This is a genomic window from Bacillus niameyensis (assembly GCF_001375535.1).
Classification (GTDB): Bacteria; Bacillota; Bacilli; order Bacillales; family Bacillaceae_C; genus Lederbergia; species Lederbergia niameyensis.
In genome coordinates, this window is record NZ_LN831197.1 from 2623621 (window position 1) to 2647994 (window position 24374).

Sequence of the window (24374 nt, forward strand, 5' to 3'; positions counted from 1 at the left end):
TAGTTTTTTGGACGCCAAAGCTAGACAAGAAGAACGGAGATGATCACATGCTTGTACTAGAAGCAAAAAATGTTAAATTTTATGTTCGAGATCGTTTGTTATTTGATATTGAACATTTACAAATTCAACAACAAGATCGGATTGGATTAGTTGGTAAAAATGGTAGCGGGAAAACAACTTTAATGGAACTTTTAACACAAATGAGACAGCCGGATTCAGGGAGTATTATTTCATATGCGAATACAGAGCTTCTTCCACAACTTAAAAATACAAATACAACTAAAAGTGGCGGGGAAGTTACACAGGACTACATTAACCGTGCCCTTGCCAAAAAACCCGAGATCTTAATGGCGGATGAACCAACAACTAATTTAGATACAGAGCATATTGAAAAACTTGAAAAGCAACTGCATAGATGGCAAGGTGCATTAGTTCTTGTTTCCCATGATCGCGAATTTCTCGATTCCCTTTGTACAACCATTTGGGAGTTGGAAAATGGAAAAGTGACTATATATAAAGGAAATTATTCCGATTATGTCGAGCAAAAAGATATAGAACGACAGCAGCAGGAAAATGCTTATGAGCAATATGAAAAAAAGAAAAAGCAATTAGAAGAGGCACTCGTCTTAAAAGAACAAAAAGCGGAACGCGCTACAAAGTTGCCGAAGAAAACGAGTGCTTCAGAGGCGAGAATCACTGGGGCAAAACCATATTTTGCGAATAAGCAAAAAAAGCTTCGGAAAGCAGCGAAAGCGATTGAGACCCGCTTGGAGAAGTTGGAAAAGGTCGAAAAAGTAAAAGATCAGCCTGCGATTAAGATGAATTTGCCAAACGAAGAAGCTTTTAAAGGGCGAATTATTCTACGGGTAGAAAATGTTTCATGTAATATAGGCCAACGAATTCTTTGGAGTGAAGCAAGCTTCCATGTAAAAGGTGGCGATAAGGTCGCGATTATTGGTGCAAATGGTAGCGGAAAGACAACGTTAATCAAAAAAGTTATTCATCAGGAAGAAGGAATCACCCTCTCTCCTTCCGTAAAATTAGGATATTTTAGTCAAAATTTAGACGTTCTCGATCCAAGTCAATCGATTCTAGAAAATGTCCGCTCTACATCCGGGCAAGAAGAGAGCTTTATTCGAACCGTGTTGGCTAGACTCCATTTTTATAGAGATGATGTGTACAAAAAGGTAGAGGTGTTAAGTGGTGGAGAGCGTGTTAAAGTTGCCTTTGCTAAATTATTTGTTGGTGATGTCAACACGATCATCCTGGATGAGCCGACAAATTTCCTTGACATTCAAGCTGTGGAAGCACTAGAATCGCTCTTACAAGAATATGAAGGAACCGTTCTTTTCGTTTCCCATGACCGGCGCTTTATTCATTCGATTGCCAATCAAATTTTATCAATCGAGAATGAGCAAATCCACCTATTTGAAGGAACATTTGAGGAATATCAAATCGGTAATTTCCAGGGTAAACGCGATCTCAAGGAAGATGAGCTGCTTGTAATTGAAACGAAAATCTCCGATGTACTTAGTAGACTAAGTTTAGAACCTTCGGAAGAGCTTGAAGCAGAATTCCAACGTTTATTAAAGGAAAAGAAAAAAATTAGTAAGTAATTGTAAAATTATCGGCTTCTACTACGAAATTGTGGTAGAAGCCCAGCTTTTCTGTAATACTTTCTATAGAGGTGGAATCCTTTGAAATATATATTAGTCGGATTAGCTGGAATAATCGGAGCTTCTTTACGATATTTAGTGGGTATTTACTTTAACGAATGGTGGTTCCATGACTTTCCACTCGCAACATTTTTAACCAATATAGTCGGATGTTTTTTATTAGGCTGGCTCACTACATCTTTCCCCCGTTTTAAGTCTCTTCCCCCCTATCTTATAACGGCTTTAGGAACCGGCTTGATTGGATCCTTTACAACCTTTTCTACCTTTAGTGTTGAAACGGTGGAGTTAATTCAAGCATCAAAATGGGAAATAGCCGCTCTTTATGTTTTAGCGAGCTTTTGGGGTGGTCTCACTTTTTCCTTGTTAGGTTATAAATTGGGGAGTAGAAAAAGGCAGATCACGAATGAGGTGAGACAGAAGTGAATATTCTATTTGTTGCAATCGGCGGTTTTTTTGGAGCGATTTCTCGTTTCGGGGTGAACAATTGGATAAAGAGTCGCTTCCATGCACATTTTCCGATTGCCACACTAATGGTCAATCTCGTTGGCTCATTTCTACTAGGTCTCTTAATTGGCGCAAAACTCGGTCATACTTGGGAGCTACTTTTGGGAACTGGCTTTATGGGAGCTTTTACGACATTCTCAACATTTAAGTTAGATAGTATTCAGTTGTGGAACAATACACAAGGCAAAAGCATGACCCTTTATTTAAGTGCTAGTTATACTTTTGGAATCCTGCTTGCATTAATAGGAATGAGGATGGGGATGATGTTTGGTTAACTCCAATAGGGTAATCATCTTTCAACCCCATCCGCCAACAAACGTAGTCTATAACTGTTCATAGCCGTCTCCCCTAAATGATCTAAGAGATTATAGTTTGCATACGCACCGACAACGGCACCGAATCCCGGAATTAATTGCAGCATTTTAACTAAATCAATATAATCCCGATATTCCTGCTGGAAAACTCTCCAATCCACATCGCGGAGCTCCTGCTTTCTTTCTTCCCAGTTTTCAATTGTAGCGAATGTTTCTCTGCGTTTCTCATCGCTGGAAAAAGCCAATTGGAATACATGTAAAAGGAAGAGACGTTCTTCATATTCATTTGTATCAAACCCATAAATAGCTGCAGCTTCGAATAAAAATTTCATTTTGATCGATAAAAGTAACGGAAAATCAGCAAGGCCAAGCAAGATTCCACCAGCCCCTGTTCCAGCCCCTTCAATGACAGCTGTTTTCCGATACGCAGAAAGTTTTTCGCGTAGAAGATCATCCCGTTCTTCTAGACTTAATTCCGTAAAATTCCCTTTTCGGGTCGTCATATTGGAACCGACGAGAGTAGTTTTTACCATTCCTTTAATGCTTTCTGTCATAATTCGATGAGCCTTCTCTGGAATAAGTCCATTTACTTTTAATTGTGCTTGTTTCGATAAGCGATTGAGAAGACTTGACCGTTTGCTAACTTTTCTTTTCCAGCCCGCCAGCTCTTCACTTACTTTACTTTGATAACCAGTCATAAGAATCATCCCCTAATTTTATTACTGTATAGCGCTAAATGCATTATTTCCTCAATGTATATTTGTATACGATTTCGGATAGGAAAAGATTCATATATGGACCTTTTTAAAAAGCTTTACTTACCTCTTTGCATTAATAATACATCTATCTTTGTTTCTATTCTCTGCAAGGTTTGGAGTAAATCCGTCAGTTGATCTTCTTTATAACGAATTACATTCGTGTCTTTTAAAGCTAAAGGATATTGCCCAATAGATGATTGTTGGTAATCTTTCAAAGTTTTCATATTTACCAATCCACTCCTCTTCATTGCTAAATAAGTTAAGGCCGTTCTTAATAATGAACATAAAGTTATTATATATTATTGAACTAGTCATGACAATATATAATAACTAAAGGGGCTGTCCTATAAGTCCCTCGAATAAAACAGGAGGAGAAAAATGACACTGTTTTCTCCTCCTGTTTTTGTATCTTTTTGCTTATTACCTGAATCAAAATCGTCCTCCCTATGAATGTTGTGTGGTAACTTCATTTTACTAGATAGGACGGTTTTTTTTGTGCACTTTTTTTGTAGATATATGTTAAAAATAATCGTTTCATTTTAAGCACGTTGATTGGAGCAGAAGGCGCGAGACTCCTGCGGGAATAACATGTGCCTTGAGACCCCGCAAGTTGCACAGCGACTGAGGAGGCTCAAGCCATGCCCGCGGAAAGCGAGTGCCTTCTGCGGAAATCAACACCCTCGTTTAAAACAACTAAAAAAGGGGCAGCCAAAAAGGGAAGTAATCTTCCACTTTTTGGACAGCCCCTTCTATTACTTCCCTAAAACAACAGATTGACTTGTTTTTATCGATCGTTTCTGCCAAGCAAATGTCACGAACATCGCGACCAAGAGTATTCCAAGACCGAGCATGAATGGAAAGGTAATTTGAATATCATAAAGTACCCCTGCTAACACCGGACCTAATATATTTCCGATACTCATATAAGCATTATTCATTCCCATTGCAAAACCTTGTTCATCCCCTGCCATCTTCGAGATTAGCGTATTTAAAACAGGGCGTAAAACAGATGTGGCTAGAAAGATTAATAGAGTAATGCCAAAGAACATTATATAACTTTTCGCAATAAGGGATAATAGAAATCCGATCGTAACAATTCCAAGAAAAATATTAAGTACCTTTACTTCCCCAAATTTTGTTACTATGCGATCCACTATAAACAATTGAGCCACAACACTAATAATGCCTGTTGATGTGATCATGACTGCGATTTCCTGTGGTGTTGCGCCAAATTGATTATCCACAAATAAACCGAGAACTGATTCATATGCCATCAAGCCAAAGCTCATGACTAATGTAATGATGAGTGGAATAAAATAAGGCATTCGAACAGAGCGGATGATTTGCTGCAGCATGGATTCCTTTTGTACAGGTGCTGCAGGTACACCATCTGCAACCACTTTAGTTTCCGGTTTACTTTCCTTTAATACGACGATTGAAAATAACACGGCAACGAAGGAAATGATCGCAGAAATAAGAAAAGGCGTTTTTAAACCAAAGTCTGCTAAAAACCCGCCAATCCCCGGTCCAATCACAATCCCTAAAGACATAGACGCACTAATAAAGCTATTTCCCTTTGCACGTTGTTCCAGTGTTGTAATATCCGCCACATAGGCAAAAATAGCTGGAACGAGCAGAGCAGACCCTATTCCGCCAATGACGCGGGATAAATAAAGAACCCAAATAAAGTCAGACGCATAGAAAACAACGCTTGATAAAGTGAGTCCAGCTAAACCATAAATAATCATGATCCTTCGACCATACTGATCTGTCCACTTTCCCGCAACTGGAGAAACGATTAATTGGGCCCCAGCAAATATAGCTATCATCAAACCAGCAGCTGTTCCACCTTCATTAATCGACTCTAAATATTTAGGTAGGATAGGAATTACAATTCCAAAACTTCCAATGGCGATAAACATATTAATCATTAAAACTAATAATTTTTTCCTTTGATCTGCTGACATAAAACAGCCTCCTTATAAAGTGAAACTTCAATCAGTGGGGGACTTTTTCATCCCCCACTGATTGTTAGTTGAACCAATCGGGCTTTTACTGGCTGTTGATCCCCCACTTACAATTCTTGGATTCTCCTCGAATTCTTAAAGTGGGGGTCTTACAGCCAGTTAATGCGGGATAAATGGACATATCAAATTTTCCTTATTCACTAATGCTTTATCCGTAGATCAGGCTCTCTTTTTAAAAAGAAAAAAACACAGAGGGCACCTGTGTTAGATTATTTAAAGATATTATATTGGTTGAAGACATAAAAAAAGAAGGCACCATAGGCCCTCTACTGTTACATATTTAAATACAGGTTACAAAGGTTAATGGAGAGACCAAATCTAATCACCCTGCTATTCTACAGAGCTTTAGCAGTATTCAACTGTAAATATATCTGTTTATTCACTAAGGTCTCCACTTGTAACCCTCCGTTCCTTTAAAGTTTTTTAACTATACCATAGAATCAAATCTTTTGGCAATTGTAATTTTAAAATTCTCCATTTAAATTTCCGTTATAATTGAACAATATTTACTTTTCTTTTCCACACCGTTTTCAACTTTCGCTGTGGATATCTTAAAAATCAACTTATCATCTGTGAATATCTCTCCCCATATTGCAGGAATTTTCCGAAGTATTAGAGATATCCACATTTTTATTGGGATAACCCCCTCTTATTTGGGGATATATCTATTTTTATTAACAACAACTTGTAATCTATCTATGGACATATCCACATTTAAAATTCCTTGATTGTGAATATAAAGAACCCATTCATTTTTGTTTAGTAAAATTTAACTCCCATGTTATTCCATATTTATCTTGGACGACTGCATACTTAGCATTCCAAAAAGTATCTTGAAGTTCCATTTGCACTTGCCCTTCTTGGGACAATTCTGTATAAGTTCGTTTGATCTCCTCTTCGCTATCAAGATCAGGACCAAGCAAAAGTTGATTTCCCTTCGACATTTCCGTGTTAAATGTGTCTGCAAAATAAAGAATACAGTTTTCATTAATATGTAACTCTGCATGAATATATTTACCTTCATGTCCCTTAAACATTTCGATCCCATCGCTTAATTGTGTATTCTTAATTTCACCACCAAAAACAGCTTGATAATATTGAATAGCTTCCTTACAATTCTCAATTCTTAAATGGGGAATAATTCTTTTCATCATAATTCCTCCCAAAATGGACTTTAACATAGATTGGATTTTTGCCTCCAACATTATACGTTAATTGCAAAGTTAGATTTGGTATAATGGACACATCATTCTCATTCAAGGAGGCGTATCCATGAAAGCTCGTGATCAAAAGATTATCAAAGAAAGCCCGGTCACCTACGATGATTATGCCCAACTTCCTTGTGATGGCGCGCGTTATGAAATAGCAGATGGCGTATTAGAGCTAATAACTCCTGCACCATCCCCCAAACATCAGGTAATCAGCAGCCAAATTCTGACAACACTTATGAATAGTTGCCAGATAGATTACATCATCTTTGCTTCCCCTATTGATTTAATTTTATCAAATACAGAAGTACGCCAGCCTGATCTTGTAATAGTACCGCGCAGTAATGTGGACATTATCTCTAATCGAGGAATTGAGGGGATCCCTAGTTTAGTTGGTGAAATACTTTCTCCGCATTCTGCTAAGAGGGATCGATTTAATAAATTAAACACATATGCACAATACCAAATTCCTGAATATTGGATCATTGATCCCGCAAATGAAGTGCTTGAGCAATACGTATTAGACGAAAGCGGTTATAGGCTACTTAATGTCTACGATAGAGAGGACACAGTTCAATCTAAACAACTCCCATGCATCTCTTTCACCATGGCACAAATTTTTGATGCTGCAGCAGATTTACCAGGTTAATTGGAAAAACCATCATTTGAAAATGAATATCAAATGATGGTTCATTTTTTGCTCATCCCTTCACTTGCTTCACTAGCCCAATCTCCTTTAATTTAACTGTCAATCTATCTATTTTTTTCTTCAATCCGCTTCGATGATCTGGCAATAAATCAAGACCTGATCCCCTTGCGATCGCTTCAACTACTTCTTCAACCGACATACTATCTGTCTGCAAATGCTCTTTAAACTTTTCATCTTCCAGGCTTTTAAGTCGGCCTTCCATTTGCTGATAAGCCCAAGACTTTTTCCCTTCAAATCGTTTTTTCAGGCGCTTTTCAATGGTCGGTTTCGATGCGGTCAATGTGAAATGATGAACGATAATCCCAACATCTCTTAATTTTCCAACGATTTCCTCAAAATAGCGTTCATTTGTTAACGTCATCGGGACAATGATCGCTCCTTTATATTCCAAAGCTAATTGTTTTAATAATTGGAAGTTCGCTTCACGCCACAAAGGATAATCTTGGAAGTCACCTTTTGCTATTTCTTTCGGAATATTAGCCATTAACACATATCCGAACCTTTCAGGATCATAGACAAATGAGTCCTTTATTCTTCTTTGCAATTCATATGCTGCAGTTGTTTTTCCCGATCCAAATGTACCGTTAATCCATATAATCATCAAATCACCTTGTTTCCACCTTATAGATCTTTTATGAAAGCAATAAGTCTCCCGGCCTCTTTAAAACCAATTTCAGTATGAAAATCATAGCTTGTTTGATTGTCGATCTGTATATCTGAGCCTACTTGACTACAACCCATTTCTTTCAGCCCCTTTTCCCCTTCATTCATCATTTTTCGAGCAATTCCTAGTCTCCGAGATTCAGGTTTTACATAAATACTTAACCATAAGTTAAAAAAACATTTAACCACATTATAGTTTTGCTCCATTATCACTAACAATTATTAGTGCTATGCTGAATTCATCAGCTGATAATAATTGTAAAGGGGTTAAACGAATGACATTAAATATTGGAGCTAAAATACTGGAGCTACGTAAAGCAAGAAATATCACCCAAGAACGACTTGCTGAAGCAATTGGAGTATCGATTGCTGCGGTTTCCAAGTGGGAGTGCGCAGCCACCTATCCGGATATTGCGTTACTACCAGCAATCGCCTCTTATTTTGAAGTGTCAATCGATACTTTAATGGATTACCAAGTCCAACCTAACAACTTACAAGAATATAGAGATACACTACAAAAGTTCGTCCAAGTGTCTGATTATCAAAGTGGACTGCCGATCGCAGAGAAAGTCTTAAAGCAATATCCGAATGATTTTCACCTTCTTATGTCTATTGGAACCTTAAAATTGAGTGAAGGTACTTCCGAAGATTGTGCCGACAAAAAAAGTACAGTGGAAAAGGCAATAGACTATTTTCAAAGGTCCCTGGCAGTGAAACCCGCAGACTCACCAACGAAAAAAGAATCGATACAACAAATCATTGCATTTGCGTACAGTTCTATAAAGGAATATGATCAGGCGATTTCTATACTTGAAGAAATGAATGTAAATGGTGTGTTTGATCCAGATATTGCTTTCAACCTGATTGAAGCTGGCAAAATAAATGAGGCCATGGAAAAGTTGCAACATTATTTATTCAGTATGGCGTTTGGTTTCGCTATGGTTACCGAAAGCTTGGGAAAATGCTTCCGAGAAAAGGGGAAATTGCAATATGTAGTCGATCTGCAATTATTACATGCCTCTTTTCTAGCAAACTTCACACACAATACGCCGAATTACTTTGATTCATTATGCTCTATGAGTTATCATGACCTCGCCAAATTTCAAAGGGAGGCAGGGGATCTGGATGGTATGTGGCGCAGTATTGAAAAGAGTGTTTACCATGCCGTTCGGTTTGACCAAAATCCTTCGTACACTCTGGCATCTGTAAAGTTTATGGATGATTGTGAGCGCTGGGTTACAAATAATTCCTCCGAGAATGCTTGTCGCGGGGCGTTAGAACGCATTAAATCCGATTTCTCGGAATTTCAAGCGGATGCAAGATATGTCAAATTCATAAATGAACTCGAGTCTGCTGCTAAGGATAAGCGTGAAAGCGGGATATGGCAATAGTATAAAAATATACAGTGGCTGCCGATTATCTGTCGGCAGCCTAGTATTTCCTTATCCAAAGTTAATTTAGATAATTTCCTTGATAAAAAATGCCCCACTTTGGTCGCATTGCTAAGAGGAGTGCTGGGTTCAGTTAACATAATTGCCAACGTAACTGGTTCAACAGGTTTGGATGTTTCAATCATACTCAATTACAACATCTTCATTTTTAGCATTTTCAAGAAAACGAATAATCTCATGAACTAATTCCGGTAATATATTTTTTATATTCTCGAATTTATCCACTTTATCTATATCAAAACTACTTATTTGTTCGATAGCTAATGGAATATCCTCTAATTTCCATGGTGAGTCATCATACCAACCTTCATGATAAAAATACTCTTTAATAATCCCTTCTTTTGGAAGGTCACTTTCTAATAGTGCATCTAATATAGCTTCAAAGTACCCGATCCACATAATTAGTTTTTGATTTCCAAAGGCTATTACAAGTTCTGGTTCTCCTTCAAATCCTTCATAGTAAGTCCTATTGATCAATCGTATCAATCCTTCCAATGACCTCTATCTAAAATGCTAATTTGTTCTGGTGTCGGAGTTCCTGCTTTCCTGGCCGCAATCGCATCGTACCATTTATATCCTTCAATCCATTCATCTTCTCCAATTTTGAAGAACGTTTGTGGTTTATTTCCACCGCTTCCCGGAATCGTTCTTTGAACAACCCACGTATTTCCTTGGTTTTCAGGTGCTCCTGGTGTTCTTGTATGCCATCTAACTTCGTATTTGTATGTTCCATCATTCCATTTGTACGAAATCTGTTCATATCCTGTTTTTGATTGTGCTTTAATTTTTGCGGATTCTGGAATTTCAATAGGTGCTCTTTTAGAATATTGCTTAGCAATCTTTACTTGTTCTTCTGGTGTCATTTTCGAAAATTCTTTACCGTCATGATTGTTCTTTCCAGGCTTATTAGGCCCTCCTCCTCCTGACGAACCACCACCAGACTTACTTCCTACCTTTTTAGAAAATGCCTTACCGAAAGGAATTCGTCTTAGTAAAAGATCGATTAGAGATGCAGTCGCATATTCAGGTCTCATTAACTTTTTCGGATTACGTAACACATCCGCAAACTCTTTCCCACTTGCAGCAAAACCTACTCCAGTTGAAACGGCGCCAAACGCTGACCAAACACCTAAGAATGGTACAGTTAAAGCAAATGCACTTGCGACGATTACCCCTTTCTCCCATCCTGATAAGCGGTCCCACCAATTTTGCAGGCTATCAAAAAGACAAGCAAAGCAAGCCTCATTCCCATATCCAACATTTCCCCAGCCAAAATAAACAAGAACAATTAAAACCGAAGCAGCAAGCAAGGCTAATACTTGATAATACTTTTCCATATTTGCGGTTAGCTTTGGAAGCCGATGTTCCTTCGCCTCGGTATTGCCATAAATATAGGTAAATGCTAGTTCTCTTCTCTCTCGATAAAAATGTAATAAATAACCGTAACGTTTTCTATCTGTACCTAAAGCAATGAATAAATGCCACATTTCCGAAAATGGCTGAATGACCTTTTCATGTTGCAATCTTGGTAACTTTTCCTTTACTCGATTGATCAAACCATAATCTGCGAATAGAGAGAGTCCCAACATTATGAGAAACCAAGTTTTTGTTTCGTAGCCACTACCTAGCAGCTTGTGAACTGCTCTAATCCAATCAGGGAATTGATAGCTGCCATTCCAAATAGCATGATCTAATATGGCAATGAAAAGGCTGAAACCAGGCAAAATAAAACTCCAGCTTTTTAGCCTGCTCTTTAATCTGATCGCAATCCCGATCGATAACGTAATCATCGCTGTTAACAAAGCATGACCCGCTGACATCTGTGTTGGTAAGAAGCTTTCTTCCATATAGCCTGGAAAAAGTGTAAATAAGTCCCATTGAATAACATTGCCGCCTAATAATGTAAATCCATATGAATTTCCTGATGCAATTCTTCTTGCGAACTCCTCCATTAACTGAAACCCTGCACCAGATGCCACCCCAATTAACGCAAAGTCAGCAAGACTTAAGCTCGAAGCTCTCCTTGATAAAAATAAATACAGACCGAGTGGTACAAGCTTTATTACTTCTTCTACAATCGGTGTTAAGACCGACATACTCCAAAAATCAGAGGTCGATCCACCAAATAGTTTAGTTAGGAAAAGAACGACAATTGCTGTTAATGGAACAGTAATCCAAGCACCAGCCATAAAAAAACGTGTGTACTGTTTCCATGTCAATGTTTTACTGCGGCAAAGAAACCACAATTGTAAAATCACATAAAACGACCATAAAAATTGAACGGACATTTTTCGAGAATCTTTAAAGAAGAATAGACTAATAAGAAAAACAATGACGCATATCCAAGATAGAATCATATAAAGAGAGACGAGTGCTGGATATTTTCGAATAAAATTTTGCCATGCCAATTCAACACGATCGAGCGCTGTCCTCGTATAATGGCGAAACTTGCCTACCTTTTCATTCATTCCTTCACATCCTTATTGCGAACCCCGAAATTAACAATATATACCTAGTTTGTCTCTATGCTATATTAGCGAGGAATAATTAGAAATAGGAAGAATGTTGCAAAAAAGGAATAGGGTATGGTTAAAGATGACTTTCAACCTAAGAAAATAGACATATTCTACTCCATCAATTAATTTTCATGAAGGGATTTTGTTAAATAAAGGGCTAAATCATCATCTACTGTTAATTGATCCCCATATGTTAAAAACTGACCCCTTTGTGAGATTCCTAAGCCGTCCGGAACATAACCTCTATTTATGTATAGGCGCTGAGCAGCTCCATAATCTTTTGTAAGTCCAAAGCCGATACCAATGATCGCGCCTTTTTCACCTACAATTTTTTCCGCTTCATCCATTAGCATTGTGGCAATACCTTTTTTCTGGAATTTTTCTAGTACATTTAAATCGACAATTTCGGGGATATTACCTTCTTGGAATGGCGAATAATGTGATTTCCACATTATTGTCAAATAGCCGGCAAACTTTTGTTGACATTCGGCAACTAGAACTAATCTCTCCCCAGCTTGCTGTTCCTGATAATATCGTTCATATTGTGATGCAGGTTTATTCCATCCCTGGTCTGTAAACGCCTGTGCAATACTATTAAAATCATCCTTATTCAATGTGCGAATTGTGATTTGATCATTCATATTTTCGATCCCCTTATTCATTTTTTTATTAGACAAACTAAAATGCTATGTTCTATATTTATACACCGTATTCCTTTATGTCCAAAAAGGTATTTTCCTAGCTCAAATGGAAAAAAATCCAGTTCTTTTTTATTTATCTAAGAACTGGCCTAGTTTTTCCCTCGTCATCGAACTTTTTGGAGCCACTGGTCTAAATAAACAACCTTATTCTGCTCCTCATGAACATGCTGTGTCAATACTTTTTTTGCCTCTAGTTGCCCCAATTCAATAACCTTTAATAAAGATTTCGTTTCAAACCGGCCTATATCTTCCAAATCAATATCAATTAATATATCCGCATTCTCCCGCAAGCAGCGATCCGTATTTTTTTGACTTGCTATATCTATATATCTATTCAAAACAGAAAATAGATTGGAAGGTTGATGGATGATCGATCCCTTCACCCGGACAGATGTTACATGTTCCGCTCCCATTTCCCTTACTATATCAGCAGGATTATTATTCAATATATATCCATCTACCAACAGTCTTTTGCCCATTTCTACTGGAGAGAATACACCAGGAATCGCAATACTTGCCCTAATGGCCAAAGCTACTTCCCCAGAATCAATAACAACCATTTCCCCTGAAATAAGATCAACACATATGACTGCAAAAGGAATCGACAAATCTGAAAAATATTTTCCATCTGTCCATTTTAGCAGCGATTGGTAAATACGATCGCCTTTGATCAAACCTTTTCGATTAAAACCGATATCAATATGCCGTCGTACTGGCAAATCCTGAACAACACGATGCATAATTTCCGGGTCCATTCCACATGCAAAGAGCCCTCCAACGACAGCTCCTGCACTTGTTCCCGCTAAATGAGTTATTTCAATTCCATTATCCATTAGTTCCTTTAATACCCCTATATGAGCAACTCCCCTAAGAGAGCCACCACCAAGTGACACTCCCGTTCTATTCACTTCCCTTTACCTCCTTCTTCTATTTCTGAGAGTAAGTTTCTTTTTTTGAACTTCCGATAATAAATAAGAATAAAAATGACCAAACCTATCGATAAAAGACCATAACCGTAGATACTGTATGCTTGAAAGTATTCTTTAAATGCTTCGTAATTTCCTTTAAAATAATCACCTAAAAGAATCATCACATATGACCATGGATATATCCCTATAAAGGTTAAAATACTATATTTAAATAAGTTCACCTTGCTCATGCCCGCTACGTAAGAAATATAATTACCAACACCAAATGGGCGAGAAAAAGCAATACTCCATATCCCATAAGTTTTAAATAATGAAATGCCTTTCTGTAGCCCTTTTTCCATTTTTTTCGGGATAAGCCTTTCAACCTTCCTTCCTAAAAAATAAGGTATTAGACTTGCAAGTGTATAAGAGACACCCATTCCTGCCGCTATAAAGCTTGTATTCACATAACCTGGGGACAATAAATATCCATATGAAAATACAAAAACTACTCCAGGAAACGGTAAAGAGGATCCCTCTAAAAACATAGTCAAAAATAAACCAGGAAGCCCCATCGCACTAAGCCATTGCAAAAATTGCTGAACCATTCCATCCATTCCTTCTTTCTAACCTATTCATCCAAGACCTGTACCGTATCCTCCATTAAACAATGAATTAAATCGGATATGTCATCAGGCTTTCCAGCTTTAGTCTCATTTAAGTAAGTCTGTAACGAATTTTTGAAATTCTGATATAACATTTGATTATTAAAGAAATTTTCAATTTGCTCTTCCAATGGCTGCTTAAGATCTAATTCTAAGACGAGTTTCAGCTCTTTTAACAGTTGCAAATTGATTTCTTCTTGGCCTGGGAGCGCGGAATGGATGAAAATCGGTAATCGCTTTTTTAATGCCTCACTAATCGTCACACCGCCAGGCTTTGTAATAATCGCATCAGCTTTGTTATACAGTTCGTTCATTTGTTCCTTAGAAGAAATATAGGGAAGTGGATGAATATTTTCGCAATGCAGCTTTGCAATTTGTTGATACAATTTTTTATTTTTTCCACACAGAATAAAATACTCTACCTTACTCTTACTTCTTTGATCGCGAAAAGGTTTCAGAATATTTCCAAGTCCGACACTTCCTCCAGATACTAATACTGTGAATTTCGCACCCTTCTCAATCGGCGGTAACAATTCGTTAAATTTTTCTGATGTCGGGATCCCTGTTATAAAAATGTTTTTTTCAGAAACACCGTTATTTAACAACTCCTCTTTGACTGAATGACATGGTGCAAAGTGGAAATCAATTCCCTCCTTCCCCCAAACATCATTTACAAAAAAGTCAGTATAAACATTGATAACAGGGATTTGGCATTGATTAAGTAATTTCAATCGGCTAAGCAAATAGGAAGGGAAACCATGTGTACAAATAATAAGCGAAGGCTTCTCCTCCTCAATGATTTCCTTCATCTTTTTTAAAAATAAAATTTCATAATATCTATAGTTACGATACCCCCTTGAAGTGTGTGCCATTTGTTTGTATACCCATGCATACGACTTTGGAAAATGATAGATCCACTCGAGATATGTTTTTGTCACTACACTTTCGACAACCGGGTTCCATGAACTAAGTACATCAATTTTTTTACAAATGATCTCTGGATTCCTTGTTTGTAAATAACTTGCTAGCGAATCTGCCACTTGATGATGGCCTGATGGCATTCTTAATAAGGGGAAAAATAATATCTTCTTCATAGCTTTTGATCACTTCCTTTTTTGATCTGGAGGAGAAGCTATAGATTATGAATACATGGATTGTAAGCCTTACTCTACTTGTCTTCACTCACGTTAAATTCGTCTTTTCCTGTAATCTACTTATATAGACGCTAAATAATGCATTACCGCTACAGTAATTTCCATAAAAGAATAAAAAAATCCAGTTCTTATAAAAGACTGGATTTTAATTCATTATTATTTTTCATTTTTATCCGCAAAAGTGGCCATTGCTGAACACATGAACTGGGCTAAACCTTCTCCGAATTGGTCGATATTTTTAGTGAAACGTTCATCATCGACATATAACTGACCTAGTCCCTTGAAGGCTTCTAGTGAGTAATCACCCATTTTGTTTAAAAAGTCAAACCATACCTTAATTCCAGCTTGAGCTTCCTCTGAATCAGGCGGTAAGTGGCGGATTTCAGCAAGTTTTCTATAGATAGCATTGAAGTTATCCTCAAAATTTCGTTTTTCCTCTTTTGACATAGCATCGATCCTTGCATTAGATTGATCAACAGCTTCATCCCCCCATCTGTCACGTGCTTCCTGCTCATATGGATTTTGGCTAAAATCAAAGCCTGCGAATTTCTCTTTATTGGACATTAAAATTTCTCCCTTCGTATGTTGGATTGTTTTTTCCACCGTTTCAATCATCTGATCTAAGCGATTTCGTTTCTCAAGCAACATTTTCCGATGCAGTTCAAGTGCTTCCTTTTGATCAAATGAAGGACTGTGAATAATTTCTTTAATTTTCTTCAGAGGAAAACCGAGCTCTCTGAAAAACAAAATTTGCTGAAGCGTCGCAAGATTTTCATCGGAATAGATCCGGTATCCTACCTCTGTCGTCTCTTCTGGGATCAGTAGTCCAATTTCATCATAATGATGCAAGGTGCGAACGCTAATCCCAACTAAATCGGCGACTTCTTTCACTTTCATCTTTGCTCTGCCTCCCTTCTATAAGAATCATAAAGTATTACGTTACGTCAGAGTCAATAGTTGAAATAAGTTTTTTTCGACAAAATTCGGGTGGTGCCAGGCACCGTGTATTTTACTGGTGCTTTTTTGCATGTGATCGGGCAATTGTGACGTCTCACCTAAATTGCAAGGACAGTTTGTCAAAGAGATTATACGATGTAGTCACAGCAGCAAACTGAATGGAGGGTAAGCAATGAACATCATCGATATTAAAGATTTACATAAATCATATGGAAAACACCCTGTTTTAAAAGGGATCCATTTTCAAGCTAAGCCGGGAGAAATTATTGGGATCATCGGAAAAAACGGTGCTGGAAAATCCACACTTCTCGAAATTATTATGACCATTAAGGGATTTGATCATGGGAAGGTTTCCCTTTTCAATCAAGACTTACAAAATATTTCTGACCGTCAATTAGAAGAAATAAGATCGGATATCTCTGCCGTCCTGCAACCGACACAATTCTATAAAAATTTGAAAGTAGAAGAACTACTAAAATTATTTAAAGCCTATTACCAATCCGATATGGATATAAAAAAAGTCATGGCTGATTTTAAACTAGAGCCACATAGAAAAACATATTTCGAGAAATTATCCGGTGGCTGGAAGCAAAAGGTTAGCCTCGCGATTGCCTTTATCTCTAAACCAAAACTTATTGTATTAGATGAACCAACGACTGGGCTTGATCCGCATATGAGAAACATGTTATGGGCCTATATTACAGAATACAATCAAAAAACAGGTGGAACGGTTATCTTAACAACTCATTACATGGATGAAATCGAAATGTATTGTGATAAAGTTATGCTGCTTAACGAAGGAAGAAATGAAGTTTTCGACACACCTGATCAGATTTTGTCATCTACTGGGTTTCAATCAATTAATGAGTTTTATTTAAAAAACGTATCAATATAGGAGGAATTCACATGTTAGCTACTCAATTAAAATATGATCTTGTAATGTTTTCAAGGGAATTGTTCTATATGGTCTTTTCCATTATTATACCGCCTGTCACTTACATTTTTATGGGGCAATTATTCGGAGACAATACGTATGCAGGAAGCTTAAATTATGCTGAGATGTATACACCATCTTTCATTCTCTTAATTACCTTTTCCGTCGTCTTTTTCGCCTTTGGTTTTGATCAAGTTGTCAATCGCACGAATGGTGTAGAAAAACGGATTAGCATTTCACCTGTGCCTAAGCGCATTTTACTAATATCAAGTATTTTAAAATCGATTATAATTACAAGTCTTGGATTTCTTTTTATCCAAGTGATAGGGATCGTTGTCTACGGATTATCCTTTCACTTACTAACATTTTTAACTTCATATGGATTTTTCATCATTCTTAATACCGTTTTGTTAGTGATTTCTTCTGCCATTTACTCTTTATTTCAGGAAATGAAAAGCGCCTTAGTATTCTCGATTATCATTTTTCAAGTTGTGATGTTTACCGGAGATTTCTCCCTGCCCGTTAGTATGATGCCTAAGTTTATTCAAGCCGTAGCCCAATTGAACCCGCTTTATCATATGAACCATTTGTTTATTGATATTTGGAATCAGCAATTTGTGTTTAGCAAGAATACTTGGATTTCTATTTCCTATATTCTATTCATTTTCATTATTTCCTTATTAGTCCTTCAGTTCTCCAAAAGAAAAAGTGTAAAATAGGAGGGGATAAGGAGGACGAATATGAAATGAAAGTGTCACTTGAGATTGATCAAGAGTACGAACAAACAAAAATCATCATCCAATGCCAAGAGCTAGATGATTCCGTTCAAGAGATTCTTGATTTTGTTAAAAACAGGGAAAAGGAATTCATCGTAGGAAAAGACGGAGAAATGCAACATATTTTAAAGCCGGAAGATATCCACTACTTTCGTACTGAAGAAGATAGCGTCATTGCGATTACTGCAAACGGTTCATATAAATTAAAAGAAAAATTGTATGAACTTGAAAAAATCCTTCCTTCTAATCGATTTGTCCGGCTTTCAAAGTCTGTTATTGCCAATTTATATGAGTTAAGCCATTTTGAACCATCTTTCAATGGAACACTATGTGTTTATTTTAAATCAGGTGCTAAGGATTATGTAACACGACATTATGTCGGAAAAATAAGAGAAGCACTAAAAATGAATAGGAGGAAAGATTAATGAAGAAGTTTCTATTCCAAAGTATCATTGGAATTTTCTTCGGTGCCTTTCTTGCAGTTATTATAACGAATATGATTTATATAAAAGGAACTATCATGCTGGATGGCAGTATTTTTTTAAAAAACTCACTCGCCTTTATGCTATGTGGGTGGTTCTTTTCTGTCACCCCACTCTTTTTTGAACTCAAATCCATTCGCCTCCCCATTCAGACGGCGCTTCATTTCACGACAGTAGCTATTATATATATCATCCTATCGATTGGAATTGGCTGGATTCCTTTTAAAATCGGAAGCATCCTATTTTTCATCGGATTATTTATTGTAATATATGCTGCGGTCTGGACTGGTTTCTATTTTTATTTTAAGAATGAAGCGAAGAAATTGAACGATGACCTGTTGCGGATTTGATTTCATTCTTTAAGAGGCCATAAGAAAAACGCCCATTAAGGACGTTCGACAAAATTCGGGTGGTGCCAGGCACCTTACGGAGAAGGTGGGATTCGAACCCACGCGACAGTTGCCCGTCCTAACGCATTTCGAGTGCGTCCCCTTCAACCGGACTTGGGTACTTCTCCAAACATTGATGGTGCTGGTGAGAGGACTTGAACCTCCGACCCCTTCATTACGAGTGAAGTGCACTACCAACTGTGCTACACCAGCAGGTTTTTTAGCACATAAAAAATAATAATACTTTTTTGGCATAATTTCAATAAAAAAATACAATTGCCAGCTTATTCCTGATGTACATGTATATGCAATGGGACCCGTAAAGGCACTCTTTACGGGTCCCATTATCAAAACTAGTCTAAGGTCGACCACTGTTCTAATAATTCATTCACCTTTTGTTCTAATGCTTGCTTTGCCTCAGGTGTAATATAGTTCTCACTTTGTTTCTGATTTATCTGTTTTAAAAAGTCCTTCATGAACTTTTCCGCCTGAGGAACAGATCCTTTCTCATAATGGTGCATAGCTTGCTTCAATTTATTTTGTAATGGATGAACAAGTGGTCCCTGTATGTCTTCAGAATCGATATAGTCTAAAACCATCCCACGAATATCAGCTAATTGGACAGGGACTTCTTCCCCAGTTGTAAAGCTCCATATATCTGAAACAGAGCGACCGCCATAATTGTCTTCTGCCACTGCATACCAGTAATAAATTTGATCATTTTTAAGACCCTTCCATTCGAACTCGGCATCCTTACCACTTACTACCTTCTCAACTGTACCAATTTTTTTATTCGAAAAAACGTTCGCCTCAAAATATTTCGTTGCTACTCGTTTAACTTGCGGTTCTAAATTCAATGAAATCGTAAATTCATCCATACCAGGATATTCTTCTGGATCAAAGAAATGATAATCATCTTTATAAGGTGAATATGTGTTCACGAATATAGTGTTGCTGCTTGTGTCTACATGAAGAATCCTGAAATATCCTTCCCCTCCCTCAGGACCGGACTGATAATCGGAGAGCATTTGATATACTTTACGATTTATTGTCCCATCACCATCGTCATCTATCTCATCTACTAATAACGCACTTCCATGGTAATGCCCACTTAGGACCATCACAACATTAGAATTGGGAACAACAACTTCTTCAAATAATCGATCTCCTTCAGGAGCACGTTCCCCGCTCGGCTGGAGATATCTATGGAAACTTAAAATAGCCTGTCGATCCGGATAGGCAGCCAATATTTCATTCATCCACGCAATTTCTTCGTCTTCAATTCCCCAGCCCATGTATACCATAATATAATCATTACCATTGGCTGAGATAAGATCATAATGACCACGATTATCCTTATAAGACTCTCCATAGTAAGCTCGATCACTAAATCGATTTTCCCCAAAATACTTCGAGAATTCTGTGTAATCATTTCCTGGCCCTACATCGTGATTCCCAGCCAGAACCCCGTACGGAATGTTAGCTTTATCCAGTTTCCCCATTAATCTATCGGCAATATTCCACTCATACTCTTGATGATAATGCTCGACAATGTCACCAGTGTGGAAAACATATTGAATATTCATAGCATCTTCATTTTCAATAACCCAATCTACTTGTGACTCATATATATGAGAAAAAGTTTGTGAATAATATTGAGTATCTGTCATCCAAATAAACGTATAATCATAATCTTCTGGTGGTGAAATTTGATCTTGTACCATTACATTAACTATATGGTCCCTCACGAAGTCTTCAGCTACAACATTACCCTTTAAAAGGAAATCATCTTCTGTTTTCGTTACAAAGGCATCTAATGGCAACCATTTTCTCTCCGTATGGTTCCATGCATACATCGTCACCCTGCGATTGGCCAAAGACTTACCTCCCCAAGTAAATTCAACTATATCTTTATCGGATACTTCACCATCAATTTGAACTTCGAAACGAATATAAGGAAATTGAGTTGTCGAGTCCACAGTAACATACTGCTCTTCAGAAGATGACAATTTAGCATATTCTTCCTCAGTTAACTCCTGCTCTCCTTCTGGGATCATTTCATGAGGGGGTTCCAAATTCGTTGCATGTTTATAGGCTTGGATATTGGCCCGGCTATCCAAATGATATTTTTGCCCCTGGTAGAATGATACTTTTAGATCATCATTCGTTGGGTCAGACACATGAACGCTCAATGTCGGATTTGTCTGAATACCTACTGCTCCATCCACTGGAGTCTTTACTTTCGGCTTATAAGGCCGCTCTTCAACAACCGAAAAATTAATGTATTCTTCACTCTTGTTACCTGCTTTATCAACTGCGCTAACTAAAAGATCATGCTCTCCTGCTGAAAGGTCAATGGATGAAGTTTTATACGGAACTTTGATCGCTTTGCCATCAAGATGGATGGTGGAAGACTTCAATCCAGCGACGGGATCATCTATTTTAGCGTCAATGATAAATTCGCCCTTATACTGTCTACCTGCCTCTAATGTCGTTTCAATACTAGGACCGCTATTATCCACTAAAACTTTAGCTGTAGCCTCTCTCCCATCAGAGGAAAAGGCTTTAACAAAATGCTCTCCATCATCCACTCCAGATGTATTCCATTTATAGGCCTTGGATGTTGACTTTTCCTCAGGAATCTTAAATGTAAAATAACGATAACGCGGTTTGTTTGCATCACTGTCTCCGATCGGCAAGACCTCTATTGGATCGCTAAAATTTTCATCCATGATAACAGTACCGTCAGAGAGCACTAGACGGACATTCCTTACATCAAAATCATCCGTCCCTTTTTTTGTTGGTTTATCTTCAAAATATGTCTCTTCATCAGAGCCAGCATGAATACCGAATTTATTCTCACCAGGCCGAATTAACTCCGGGCTAACAGATACTGTTATCGTTTCGAAATTATTAACACCATAATCAATGACTTGCAATATTTCATTGTTATACGTTACGGCATCTAATGCCCCTTTATTCATACCGTGCCCTTCAAAAATAAAATAGGCAGGATATGCGAAAGCACGTTCAGTATTTTCAATAACTTTATCATCAATAGACAACTGAAGCTTTCTCGGATCACCATCGCCAGAAGTAGCGATAATAGTAGCCTCGCCGGATAATATATCATTATCTTTTACATTTAAATAAACCCCCTCAGCTCCAAGAAGAATTTGATATTTTTCACTAGTTTTTTCTTGATAACCATCGGAAGCTGTAAAATAATATTCAATAAACTCACTCCCAATTAGGTCAAGGATATTGTGAATTTTATGATGGTAGAGGGAATCACTGTCATGCATTTTCAAGTTAACTTTTGTATATTCACTTTTTTTATTTGCTTTATAGTACAATGTAACTGTTTTTACTAAGTTGTTACTCTTGGCGTCAACTATAAATTCGATCTCCCCTAAGGATGGAGATTCAGGCTTTGTTAAATTATTAATAACCAGCTTGGCTGAATCATCAATAGCAATAGGTTTATCTGGAATTTGATTAGAATCAACTGAACCGGGAGTAGCTTGTTTTTCCCCTGCACTAATTTTACTTAATTGATTAGAACCAGCCTGTGGGTATTGATATAATATCCCTTTGTCCTTTTGCACATCATGTGTGCCATTATTATAAGAAGCAACAGCGATTTCATGGCCCGTATTGGTCGCTATGACGATATCGCGCATTCTACTGCTAATTAAAGAACCTTCCATCCGAACAATATCTTTATTTTCAACAAGGCTCGTCCCATAATAAGCATTAAATTCAGCGATTGTTTTATCACCATTATAGGAATTTTGCAACCATAAAACCATCGTCTTTCCCGGCAATATCTGAGCTTCATTTCCCTTGCTAGGACTCCAGACTAAATCATCTTCAGGACCAGTAGGATAGCGGTAGTAAATTTGATAATCCTTCAAATGAATAGATTTATTAGTATTGTTGTAGACTTCAATATATTCAAAGAAGTCATCTCCCTCCGATTCTGTCTTTGCAACAATTTCAGTTATATACAGTTGTGGAAGCTGGTCATTGACAAGCCGATTACCTTCAGCACTTACTAATTGCGGTGGCCTCATAACGATCAAGTTTGAAAAAAACATAATCAAGACTAAGCTAAACGTTAAGACCTTGAGCTTCTTTTTATTCTTCAACCTTCCCACTCTCCCATCGTCTTAAAAAATAAAACCTTACTTAGCGAGGCTTTTATCAGGTAGACAGAATGTATAATTACTGGTGCAATTTAGCCCCACTATTTTCCTAACATCTTAAGGTGGAGATATTACTATCTGTTTATGTGGGATAAAAGTTCTTCCCAATATTTTCTCTTAATTCCCGCGGGTCTATACTTTCATGCATGCACTTTTCTCCAGCCAAGAGGTATACGTTTTTATCCTTACTTCTATGTCACAGTAAGCCACAATTCAATACCTACCATTCAAACGCGATAACCGTTTTTTTCCAGCCTTTATGTTCCGCCGTTTTATCCATCACATTTTTTAAATCTTCTACATTTCGAACGACATCATCATGTTCTGGAAGCAACTTTTTCAAGGACAATTGATAATCTTTATTACGAAAAGCGTCCATAAGCATTGCGAAGTCCTTTGCCGTGCTGCGGGAGCTCCCAAATAATGTAATCCCCTTTTCTAGAATATCTCGTGTATTGATCGGCACTCTATCCTCGCTCACACCCATTAAAACAATTTTCCCCTGCGGTTCAATTAATTCAATCGCCTGATTGATCGCACTTTCGCTAAAACGCCCTCCCGTACACTCCACAACTGTGACAACACCTTCGTAATCTTTAAAATTAAAATCATGAACTAAATAGGTAGTGGCAAAATCAAACTGGGTTAATTTATCCGGAATAGCTCCAAACACTAAAAGTTGATTCTTTGGAATTTTGTACATGTGCGATAATATCGCTGCTGTCAAAAATCCAACTGGACCATCCCCAAAAACAGCGACTTTCCCTTGATCAAGGGAACCGCTTACATATTCCAATGCATGTAAAGAAACAGAGTTCAGTTCAGCTAGTAATGCAATTCTATCGGGAACATCTTCCGGAATTGGGATAACATTTTCTGCAGGCATTATAAGCTGGCTTTGTGCTATTCCATCGTATCCGCTGCCTAGAAATGCCCCATCCTTTGAATAATTATCATCTACAACTCTATTCGTAGTAGATTGCAAAAATCGTAATCTACCAGGAATAGTAGGAACAATCACTACATTTTGACCTACAGAAATGGATTTATCATTTGATCTTGTTATTTTACCTATTCCCTCATGAAACAAGGCCATTGGTAATTTTTCCTTTAATGCTTCTTTTCTCCGCTGACCTGTATAATAGCGAAGATCTGCATGACAAATGCTAGCTAAAGTGGTCATTACGACAACTTCTCCACTTTTCAATTCATGTTGAATCACCGATTCCACAAATTCCCCTGGTTTTACTAACCTAAATGCCTTCGATTGAATCATCGTGTTTGTGTTCTTTTCCATTTACTATTCTCCAATATCCATTTATTTTTGTTTACTTTTGTCTATTATAAGTACATTTATAAAATTCAGTCAATACA

The 24374-nt window shown here is 37.4% G+C and carries 24 protein-coding genes and 2 tRNA genes; 9 read left to right on the forward strand and 17 right to left on the reverse strand.

The features are described 5' to 3' along the window. The first annotated feature begins 47 nt into the window (after nt 1-47). The 3 genes from BN1243_RS12330 to crcB (BN1243_RS12340) all read left to right on the forward strand — a co-directional run bounded on the left by BN1243_RS12330 (nt 48) and on the right by crcB (BN1243_RS12340) (nt 2455). Nucleotides 48-1616 (forward strand): Vga family ABC-F type ribosomal protection protein, encoded by a 1569-nt coding sequence (locus BN1243_RS12330; RefSeq protein ID WP_062110598.1) that lies wholly within the window; start codon nt 48-50, stop codon nt 1614-1616. Between the two features lie 81 nt (nt 1617-1697). Then, nucleotides 1698-2099, forward strand: a complete 402-nt coding sequence (crcB, locus tag BN1243_RS12335; RefSeq protein ID WP_062107249.1) for a fluoride efflux transporter CrcB — start codon at nt 1698-1700, stop codon at nt 2097-2099. Further along, nucleotides 2096-2455: a fluoride efflux transporter CrcB gene (gene crcB / locus BN1243_RS12340; RefSeq protein ID WP_062107251.1), complete on the forward strand. Its 360-nt coding sequence runs from the start codon at nt 2096-2098 to the stop codon at nt 2453-2455. Before crcB (BN1243_RS12335) ends, crcB (BN1243_RS12340) begins: the two co-directional genes overlap by 4 nt. A gap of 14 nt (nt 2456-2469) precedes the next feature. Here crcB (BN1243_RS12340) and BN1243_RS12345 read toward each other — a convergent pair whose 3' ends face one another. From BN1243_RS12345 to BN1243_RS12355, 4 genes are all read right to left on the reverse strand, one after another. Then, complete coding sequence (locus BN1243_RS12345; protein ID WP_062107252.1) at nt 2470-3192, reverse strand: EcsC family protein; 723 nt, start codon at nt 3190-3192, stop codon at nt 2470-2472. 116 nt (nt 3193-3308) lie between these two features. Continuing rightward, the gene (locus BN1243_RS22115) at nt 3309-3500 is read right to left on the reverse strand and encodes a hypothetical protein (RefSeq protein WP_230200191.1); all 192 of its coding nucleotides are present in this window, start codon (nt 3498-3500) and stop codon (nt 3309-3311) included. A 504-nt stretch (nt 3501-4004) separates the two neighbouring features. Beyond that, nucleotides 4005-5219: an MFS transporter gene (locus tag BN1243_RS12350; protein WP_062107254.1), complete on the reverse strand. Its 1215-nt coding sequence runs from the start codon at nt 5217-5219 to the stop codon at nt 4005-4007. Between the two features lie 809 nt (nt 5220-6028). Further along, nucleotides 6029-6430 carry a VOC family protein gene (locus tag BN1243_RS12355; RefSeq protein ID WP_062107256.1) on the reverse strand — a complete coding sequence of 134 codons (402 nt, stop codon included), beginning with the start codon at nt 6428-6430 and terminating at the stop codon, nt 6029-6031. A gap of 121 nt (nt 6431-6551) precedes the next feature. Here BN1243_RS12355 and BN1243_RS12360 point away from each other — a divergent pair, with 121 nt between their 5' ends. After that, nucleotides 6552-7136: a Uma2 family endonuclease gene (locus BN1243_RS12360; RefSeq protein ID WP_062107257.1), complete on the forward strand. Its 585-nt coding sequence runs from the start codon at nt 6552-6554 to the stop codon at nt 7134-7136. Nucleotides 7137-7188: 52 nt separating this feature from the next. On the opposite strand, the gene BN1243_RS12365 is transcribed toward BN1243_RS12360, so the two are convergent. Then, a complete protein-coding gene (locus BN1243_RS12365; protein ID WP_062110600.1) occupies nt 7189-7797 on the reverse strand; it encodes an AAA family ATPase in 609 nt (202 codons plus the stop codon). 20 nt (nt 7798-7817) lie between these two features. Continuing rightward, nucleotides 7818-8066, reverse strand: coding sequence for a GNAT family N-acetyltransferase (locus BN1243_RS12370; protein ID WP_084781901.1), 249 nt, complete (start codon nt 8064-8066; stop codon nt 7818-7820). A gap of 68 nt (nt 8067-8134) precedes the next feature. On the opposite strand from BN1243_RS12370, the gene BN1243_RS12375 reads away from it, so the two are divergent. Next, on the forward strand, nt 8135-9250 hold the full coding sequence (locus BN1243_RS12375; RefSeq protein ID WP_062107261.1) for a helix-turn-helix domain-containing protein: 1116 nt from the start codon (nt 8135-8137) through the stop codon (nt 9248-9250). Between the two features lie 177 nt (nt 9251-9427). On the opposite strand, the gene BN1243_RS12380 is transcribed toward BN1243_RS12375, so the two are convergent. From BN1243_RS12380 to BN1243_RS12410, 7 genes are all read right to left on the reverse strand, one after another. After that, a complete protein-coding gene (locus tag BN1243_RS12380) occupies nt 9428-9787 on the reverse strand; it encodes a hypothetical protein (protein ID WP_062110602.1) in 360 nt (119 codons plus the stop codon). Nucleotides 9788-9792: 5 nt separating this feature from the next. Continuing rightward, nucleotides 9793-11778 (reverse strand): PrsW family glutamic-type intramembrane protease, encoded by a 1986-nt coding sequence (locus BN1243_RS12385; RefSeq protein ID WP_062107263.1) that lies wholly within the window; start codon nt 11776-11778, stop codon nt 9793-9795. Nucleotides 11779-11948: 170 nt separating this feature from the next. After that, on the reverse strand, nt 11949-12467 hold the full coding sequence (locus BN1243_RS12390) for a GNAT family N-acetyltransferase (protein WP_062107265.1): 519 nt from the start codon (nt 12465-12467) through the stop codon (nt 11949-11951). Nucleotides 12468-12631: 164 nt separating this feature from the next. Further along, the gene (locus BN1243_RS12395) at nt 12632-13435 is read right to left on the reverse strand and encodes a patatin-like phospholipase family protein (RefSeq protein ID WP_062107266.1); all 804 of its coding nucleotides are present in this window, start codon (nt 13433-13435) and stop codon (nt 12632-12634) included. Then, nucleotides 13432-14043: a DedA family protein gene (locus tag BN1243_RS12400; protein ID WP_062107268.1), complete on the reverse strand. Its 612-nt coding sequence runs from the start codon at nt 14041-14043 to the stop codon at nt 13432-13434. Before BN1243_RS12400 ends, BN1243_RS12395 begins: the two co-directional genes overlap by 4 nt. 23 nt (nt 14044-14066) lie before the next feature. Next, nucleotides 14067-15194, reverse strand: a complete 1128-nt coding sequence (locus BN1243_RS12405) for an MGDG synthase family glycosyltransferase (protein ID WP_062107271.1) — start codon at nt 15192-15194, stop codon at nt 14067-14069. A gap of 216 nt (nt 15195-15410) precedes the next feature. Continuing rightward, the gene (locus tag BN1243_RS12410) at nt 15411-16151 is read right to left on the reverse strand and encodes a MerR family transcriptional regulator (protein ID WP_062107273.1); all 741 of its coding nucleotides are present in this window, start codon (nt 16149-16151) and stop codon (nt 15411-15413) included. Nucleotides 16152-16383: 232 nt separating this feature from the next. On the opposite strand from BN1243_RS12410, the gene BN1243_RS12415 reads away from it, so the two are divergent. The 4 genes from BN1243_RS12415 to BN1243_RS12430 are packed head-to-tail and all read left to right on the forward strand — an operon-like array spanning nt 16384 to nt 18753. Continuing rightward, nucleotides 16384-17106: an ABC transporter ATP-binding protein gene (locus BN1243_RS12415; RefSeq protein WP_062107275.1), complete on the forward strand. Its 723-nt coding sequence runs from the start codon at nt 16384-16386 to the stop codon at nt 17104-17106. Between the two features lie 11 nt (nt 17107-17117). Beyond that, entirely contained in the window at nt 17118-17864 is a 747-nt protein-coding gene (locus BN1243_RS12420) for an ABC transporter permease (RefSeq protein ID WP_062107277.1), read from the forward strand. 26 nt (nt 17865-17890) lie between these two features. Continuing rightward, nucleotides 17891-18346, forward strand: a complete 456-nt coding sequence (locus BN1243_RS12425) for a LytTR family DNA-binding domain-containing protein (RefSeq protein WP_062107278.1) — start codon at nt 17891-17893, stop codon at nt 18344-18346. Continuing rightward, nucleotides 18346-18753: a DUF3021 domain-containing protein gene (locus tag BN1243_RS12430; protein WP_062107279.1), complete on the forward strand. Its 408-nt coding sequence runs from the start codon at nt 18346-18348 to the stop codon at nt 18751-18753. The genes BN1243_RS12425 and BN1243_RS12430 overlap by 1 nt, the downstream gene beginning before the upstream one ends. Nucleotides 18754-18830: 77 nt before the next feature. On the opposite strand, the gene BN1243_RS12435 is transcribed toward BN1243_RS12430, so the two are convergent. The 4 genes from BN1243_RS12435 to BN1243_RS12450 form a co-directional block, all read right to left on the reverse strand. Further along, nucleotides 18831-18920: transfer RNA gene (locus tag BN1243_RS12435), tRNA-Ser, on the reverse strand. A 9-nt stretch (nt 18921-18929) separates the two neighbouring features. Continuing rightward, nucleotides 18930-19005: transfer RNA gene (locus BN1243_RS12440), tRNA-Thr, on the reverse strand. A 140-nt stretch (nt 19006-19145) separates the two neighbouring features. Continuing rightward, nucleotides 19146-22868 (reverse strand): FIMAH domain-containing protein, encoded by a 3723-nt coding sequence (locus BN1243_RS12445; RefSeq protein WP_230200192.1) that lies wholly within the window; start codon nt 22866-22868, stop codon nt 19146-19148. A 352-nt stretch (nt 22869-23220) separates the two neighbouring features. Beyond that, a complete protein-coding gene (locus tag BN1243_RS12450) occupies nt 23221-24297 on the reverse strand; it encodes an alcohol dehydrogenase catalytic domain-containing protein (RefSeq protein WP_069201784.1) in 1077 nt (358 codons plus the stop codon). Between the last annotated feature and the right edge of the window lie 77 nt (nt 24298-24374).